General features: G+C 50.0%; 5 protein-coding genes and 1 tRNA gene. 3 read left to right on the forward strand and 3 right to left on the reverse strand.

Translation table 11 applies throughout. From position 1 onward, the window contains the following. From PH235_RS03360 to PH235_RS03370, 3 genes are all read left to right on the forward strand, one after another. Complete coding sequence (locus PH235_RS03360; RefSeq protein WP_272161017.1) at nt 1–2,640, forward strand: YhgE/Pip domain-containing protein; 2,640 nt, start codon at nt 1–3, stop codon at nt 2,638–2,640. A gap of 345 nt (nt 2,641–2,985) precedes the next feature. Continuing rightward, nucleotides 2,986–3,339 (forward strand): MerR family transcriptional regulator, encoded by a 354-nt coding sequence (locus PH235_RS03365; protein WP_272161018.1) that lies wholly within the window; start codon nt 2,986–2,988, stop codon nt 3,337–3,339. Between the two features lie 35 nt (nt 3,340–3,374). Then, on the forward strand, nt 3,375–5,141 hold the full coding sequence (locus PH235_RS03370; protein ID WP_272161019.1) for a 1-deoxy-D-xylulose-5-phosphate synthase: 1,767 nt from the start codon (nt 3,375–3,377) through the stop codon (nt 5,139–5,141). Between the two features lie 133 nt (nt 5,142–5,274). Here PH235_RS03370 and PH235_RS03375 read toward each other — a convergent pair whose 3' ends face one another. From PH235_RS03375 to PH235_RS03385, 3 genes are all read right to left on the reverse strand, one after another. Further along, on the reverse strand, nt 5,275–5,652 hold the full coding sequence (locus PH235_RS03375; protein ID WP_272161020.1) for a MerR family transcriptional regulator: 378 nt from the start codon (nt 5,650–5,652) through the stop codon (nt 5,275–5,277). Nucleotides 5,653–5,704: 52 nt separating this feature from the next. Beyond that, on the reverse strand, nt 5,705–6,193 hold the full coding sequence (locus PH235_RS03380) for a GNAT family N-acetyltransferase (protein WP_272161021.1): 489 nt from the start codon (nt 6,191–6,193) through the stop codon (nt 5,705–5,707). 119 nt (nt 6,194–6,312) lie between these two features. Then, nucleotides 6,313–6,396 (reverse strand) — tRNA-Leu (locus PH235_RS03385). Between the last annotated feature and the right edge of the window lie 40 nt (nt 6,397–6,436).

Here is a 6,436-nt window from a genome sequence, read left to right on the forward strand (position 1 = left end):
TTGTTGAAGCAAGAATGGAAGTCAATTTTCAAAACGAAAAAAATGATGATCATCCTGTTCGGGATCAGCTTGATCCCTTCCCTTTACACCGTGTTGTTCCTTAGCTCCATGTGGGATCCTTACGGTAAACTGGCCGAACTTCCGGTTGCTGTCGTGAATCAGGATAAGGCCGTAAATTATAATGAAGAAACATTGGCTGTCGGCGACTCGCTTGTCGTCGGCTTAGAGGAATCCGAGGCTTTGGACTTCGATTTCATCTCGCAGGAAGAAGCGGAAGCCGGATTGGCAGATGGCAGCTACTATATGGCGTTAACCATCCCGGAGGATTTCTCGGAAAATGCGATCACCTTGTTGGATGAAACACCCCAGCAGATGGAATTGACTTACCGGACCAGCGCAGGCAGAAGCTATATAGCCTCCAAGCTGACCGCTTCTGCCGCAAACGAAATCAAGGACTCCATCTCTGATGAGGTGACCGCCATCTACGCAGAAACCGTCTTTGACCAACTGCAGACTGTCGCGGATGGAATGACGGAAGCGGTTGACGGAAGCACGCAGCTCAGCGACGGCACTGTCCAGATTAAGGCAGGCAATGAAAGCTTGACCCAAAACCTCGAAACGCTTGCGGACAGCACACTCAGCTTCCGTGACGGTGCCGATGCGCTGTCAGTCGGCCTGCAAACGTATCTGAACGGAGTCGGCCAGCTGGATGTCGGCGCCAATGCATTGAACGATGGTGCAGCCAAGCTGACAGCCGTTATGCCGGCATTGCAAACAGGCGTAAGCCAATTAAACGATGGCGCGGCTGCAACGGCAACTGGCAGCACATCGTTAAGCAACGGGCTTTCCAGTTTGACGACGAACAGCCTCATGCTTTCAACAGGGATGGCAACCCTGAACGACGGCATGGGCCAACTGTCGGAGGGCAGCGCATCGTTGACTGCAGGCTTAGCTGCACTTAACACGAGTCTCACCAGTGCCGAACAACAAGCAAAACTGACTGCATTGCAGAGTGGACTCGACCAAATGAAAAACGGACTCGAAACACTCGACAGTCAACTGCAGCAATCCAGTCTTTCATCGGATTTGGCGACCGCCCTATCCCAATTGGACGGCTTATCCACAACGATAGCGTCGTTCCAAACCGAACTCAATACTATCACGGCCGCTGCGGATCCCGACAGCAATACCACAGCCATCATGGAGGCCATCGCACAAAGCGGCACCGAATTGACCCCTGAACAGGAAGTCGCCATTAGCCAAGCTGTCTCTGTACAACTGGAGGCCATCGCAAACCAACAAGCTGGTTCAATCCAAACAATCGCAAACGGCCTCACCGCCCTGTCCGGATTGAGCGGCATCGATACCGCTGCCATCGAGCAGCAAGTTGCTGCACTCCAGACCAGCGTCAGTAGCCTTTCTGCCGGCTACGCAAATGTCTACGGTGGAGCAACGACGCTTGTATCGGGCTTTGGCCAAATCGGCCAATCCAGTCAAACGCTCTTATCCGGTGCCAAATCATTGCAGACCGCCATCGGAACCGCACAAAACGGGTCCCAAAAACTGGCTGATGGACTGTCCCAACTCACAGCCGGTTCCGAGCAATTGGCGGCGGGTGGTCAAAGCCTGACGGAAGGTAATGCACAAGTAAGTGCCGGTCTGCAAATTCTGAATGAACAGACCGGAATCCTTGCGTCAGGCGCAAAGGAACTCCAGAATGGAACACAGTCACTGGCCGACGGAACTATACAGCTAGTCGAAAACGGCAGCCTGCTGACCGATGGAGCTAACCAGCTTGCTGACGGCGCTGAAAAAATCAGTGACGGCTCCGGTCAATTGGCGGATGGTTCAGCACAACTGAATGCCGGCCTAATCACTTTACTCAGCGGCACAGATGAACTGGGTGCAAAACTGCTGGACGGGAGCACCGCTCTGAACGAAGTCGATGCAAATGAGAACACCTACGCGATGATGGCTGAACCGGTCATCGCGAATCAGATCGAAACGGCGCCGGTCGTCAACAACGGCACCGGCATGGCTCCCTATATGATGTCGGTCGCCCTCTTCGTAGGCGCAATCAGCCTGAACCTGATGTACGACAGCTTTTCCCCACGAAAATATCCAAAAAACGGCATCAGTTGGTGGGCCAGCAAAATCTCTGTGCTTGCAGCAGTTGGCGTTTGCCAAGCCCTGATCATGGTCGTGCTGCTGGTGAAGGTGAACGGATTGGCCCCGTCCTCGATCGGAAAAATGCTTTTGGTCACCATTTTGACTGCGCTCGTATCGGTGTCGATGGTCATGCTTTTCAATTTGCTGTTTGATAAAGTCGGCTCCTTCCTGATGCTGATTTTCCTAATCCTGCAGTTGTCGGGATCCGGCGGCACTTATCCGATTCAGTTGTCCAACCGCTTCTTCGAAGCGATCCATCCCTACCTACCGATGACGTATTCGATCGATGCCTACCGCCAGCTATTCGGCATCGGCGGCAGCATCTCCACGGATCTTTTCATCCTGTTGGCGATCCTGATTGTCTTCAACCTGTTGATTATCCTCTTCTACACGGTCAAACGAAAAACATTGCAGCAGGAAGACTTTGAGGACGACGAACAATCGGATGCTCTGGAAACCCAAACTGCTTAAATAAGACTCAATGAATGTCAAAACACGCACAACCTCAATAGGATGTGCGTGTTTTATTTTTTCTTTTCTGGGTGCGTACAGCACCATTGACACTGCTGTTTCACCTGCTCCGGTGAACAGTGGCTTCGCCGAAGTTCAGCCCATATTCTGAGTTGCCATCTCCGATGAGGAGACCTTCGTCGGAGATACTTCTGAAAGTTACCCTCGTACTCCGGGGAGCGCCCTCTGACCGGAGTTGAGGCCAATTTGCATTTTATCCATTTAAAAAGTTTTTGTTGACTTAACCTTCACTTTAAGGTGTAAGCTGAATCCATCAAAACATTTACCGACATGGAGGTGAAAAGCATGAATATTTCAGAAGCAGCAGAAAAATCAGGACTGACAGCGGTAACCTTGCGCTATTACGAACGGATCGGCTTGATCCCGCCCGTGACCAGGGGCAACGCTGGCGTCCGGTTATATAAAGAATCCGATCTTGGTTGGATCGATTTCATCAAGTGCATGCGCAATGCCGGTTTGTCGATCGAATCCTTGATCGAATACACCGCTTTGTTCGATCAGGGAAAGGATACCGTCATTGCCAGGAAGGACATCCTGATAGAAGAACAGAAAAAAATGGAAGAACGTTACAACGAACTAGGAAAAACCCTGGAAAAACTGAACAAGAAAATAGAATACTACGAGCAGGACCATTCTTGAGTACTGCACATACAACCAAAAGGAGCGATTTTGATTTGCATACACTACAAACAACAATCATCGACAAAGTGAACAGTCCCGCAGACGTGAAGACACTGAATCTCGTTGAGATGGAACAATTGGCTGGAGAAATCAGGTCTCTTATATTGAACAAAGTCAGCCAGGTCAGCGGCCACGTCGGTCCGAATCTGGGCGTCGCCGAATTGACGATCGCTTTTCATCATGTTTTCGATTCGCCAAAGGATAAGATTGTCTGGGATGTTTCCCATCAGTCCTACCCTCACAAAATTCTTACCGGACGCAAACACGGCTTCGTCGACAAAGATAACTTCCATTCCATCACAGGCTACACTTCCCAGCACGAAAGCGAACACGACTTCTTCACGGTAGGGCATACTTCCACATCCATCAGCCTCGCTGTCGGCATGGCTAAAGCAAGGGATCTGAAGAAGGAAACAGGAAATGTCGTTGCCTTGATTGGGGACGGTTCCCTGAGCGGTGGGCTGGCCTTCGAAGGTTTGAACAACGCTGCAGAATTAGGATCCAATCTTATCATCATCATCAATGACAATGAAATGTCCATCGATGAGAATTTCGGCGGCCTCTACCGTTCCTTGGCTGAGCTACGTGCGACAACTGGAGAAGCCGCCAACAATCCATTCAAAGCACTGGGCTTCGAATACCGCTACGTCGAGGAAGGAAACGATTTGGCGAAAATGATCGAAACCTTCAGCGAAATTAAGGACTTTGGCCATCCACTTGTGCTCCATGTCCACACCGAAAAAGGCCACGGTTACGAAAAAGCCACTCAGGAAAAAACGAACTACCATTGGCGTTCACCTTTCAACCTGGAAACAGGCGAAAGCTTGAGAAAGTCTGCCGGGGAATCGTACAATTCAATCATCATGGATTATCTGATTAAAAAGGTTGATGATGATGAAATGAAGCTGGCTGCCATCAATGCGGCCATTCCGGGAATGTTCGGGCTGAATGCATTCAAAGCCGCTCATCCGGAGCATTATTTCGATGTCGGCATTGCCGAAGGCCACTCGATCACATTCGCGGCCGGACTGGCTTCCCAAGGCGTCAAACCGGTTGTCTTCCACTCGAGCACCTTCCTGCAGCGAGCCTATGACCAATTGTCTCATGATCTGGGCATCAACGAATTACCGGCAGTCCTGATCATAAGTGGTGGAAGCATCTCCAGCGGCGCAGTGACGCATCTAGGGCTTTTCGATATCCCATTGATAAAAAGTATCCCTAATTTCAATTATCTTGCGCCGACCAGCAAGGAAGAACTGCTGGCGATGCTCGAATGGGCTCTGCAACAGGAAAAAGGACCGATTGCCATCCGATTGCCGAACGGACCGGTCGTATCCAGAGAGAATACATTGGCCGACTTCCAATCGCCAACCTATGAGATTCTCCGCAAAGGCAACCGAGTGGCTGTCCTGGCATTGGGTTCTTTCCTTTCCCTCGGTGAACAAGTCGCAGATCATATGAAAGCTGAGACCGGCGAGGACGTCACCCTGATCAATCCGCGCTCCATCAGCGAGGTAGATGCAGTTACACTGAAGGAACTGGAAGCAACCCATGACCTGATTGTGACGCTCGAAGATGGTTCACTGGCCGGTGGCTTCGGTGAGCAGATCGCTGCCTTCTATGGAGCCTCAGCTGTCAAAGTTTTGAACTTTGGCGCGAAGAAAGCATTCACGGACAATGTTCCACTTGAGGCGCTTTATGAAGAATTCCACCTGACGCCTAACCTGATCGTAAGGGACATCCTGGATACATTGGCATAGACTGATCATTATCTGACGAAACAACAAAACCATCCAAGCAGACGTTAAGGTGCAACGTCCGCTTGGATGGTTTTCCGCTTTTTTGGATATGATTCCACTCGGTTACCGGACTATAGCCAGAGCTGAGGCGCCTTCAATGGATCAAGCCCTCCTCCGAATCCCGCAGTTTGCCTTCGAAGCCTATGATTTTCCCGTTCAGCCTCTCGATTGTTTCACTGATTTCCTTCTGTTTGGCAATCAGTTGATCTCTTTCCCTGATCAAAATATTTTTGCGCGCTTCATCGGACTGCTCCCCATTTCTGAACAAGGTCGTATACTCGATCAGCGACTCGACCGACATCCCCGCGCTGCGCATGCATTTGATGAAATCGATCCAACCAAGATCATCTTGCTGATAATCCCGGACACCGCCGTTTTTCCGGGTAACCGGAGGGATCAAGCCCTCGCTTTCATAATAACGCAGCGTTGCGGCTGTGAGCCCTGTAATTTTTGCTGCTTCAGATATATTCATAACGCAATCACCCCTTCTCGCATAAAATAAAATTCAACTATTCAACTGCGCATCATACTAGCTCCAAATAAAACGGAATGATATCCACAAAGGTACCGTCATCCATTTTAAAGCCACCCGGAATGGTCCCCAACTCTTTGAAGCCCAGCTTTTTATAAAGGCTGATCGCACCCTTATTGTTGGCAACAACAGCATTGAACTGCATGATGCGGAACCCAGCCGCTTTAGCCATCTCCAGCGAATGCACCACAAGTTTCTCGCCAATACGCTTCTCTCTCTGATCAGCTTTAACAGCGTAAGAGGCATTCGCGATGTGGCCGCAACGTCCGATGTTGTTGGGATGAAGAATATACAAACCAACTATTGCGCCATCTTCTTCTGCAACGCCGGTAAAAGACTGCTCCGCGAAAAAGGCTGCCCCTTCCTCCAATGATAAGCCGTTTTCTTGAGGAAAATACTGACCTTCCATAACGATATGATTCCAAATTTTGGTCATTTCCCCCAAATCATTTTCGCTATGTTTTCTGATAACGATATCCATCACCCTACCCACTTTCGCATATAAATTCACTGGTTATATTATAACCCAAACTACGATTCGCTATGCAAAAAAAATAAGCCTGCGACGATGATTTCATCGTTGCAGGCTTATTTGTCTGATACCGGCGGCCGGGGTCGAACCGGCACGCCCTTGCGGGCACTGGATTTTGAGTCCAGCGCGTCTGCCAATTCCGCCACGCCGGCATGATATGAAGAATGCAATTTTCCATCTTACTCATGGAAA

Origin of the sequence: Trichococcus sp. K1Tr (assembly GCF_028309625.1) — a bacterium.
Lineage (GTDB): Bacteria > Bacillota > Bacilli > Lactobacillales > Aerococcaceae > Trichococcus.

Excerpts from the sequence above, each read along its gene's own strand:
- PH235_RS03380 (WP_272161021.1), bottom strand. The coding sequence starts at position 6,193 with ATGGATATCGTTATCAGAAAACATAGCGAAAATGATTTGGGGGAAATG.
- PH235_RS03375 (WP_272161020.1), bottom strand. The coding sequence starts at position 5,652 with ATGAATATATCTGAAGCAGCAAAAATTACAGGGCTCACAGCCGCAACG.
- PH235_RS03365 (WP_272161018.1), top strand. The coding sequence starts at position 2,986 with ATGAATATTTCAGAAGCAGCAGAAAAATCAGGACTGACAGCGGTAACC.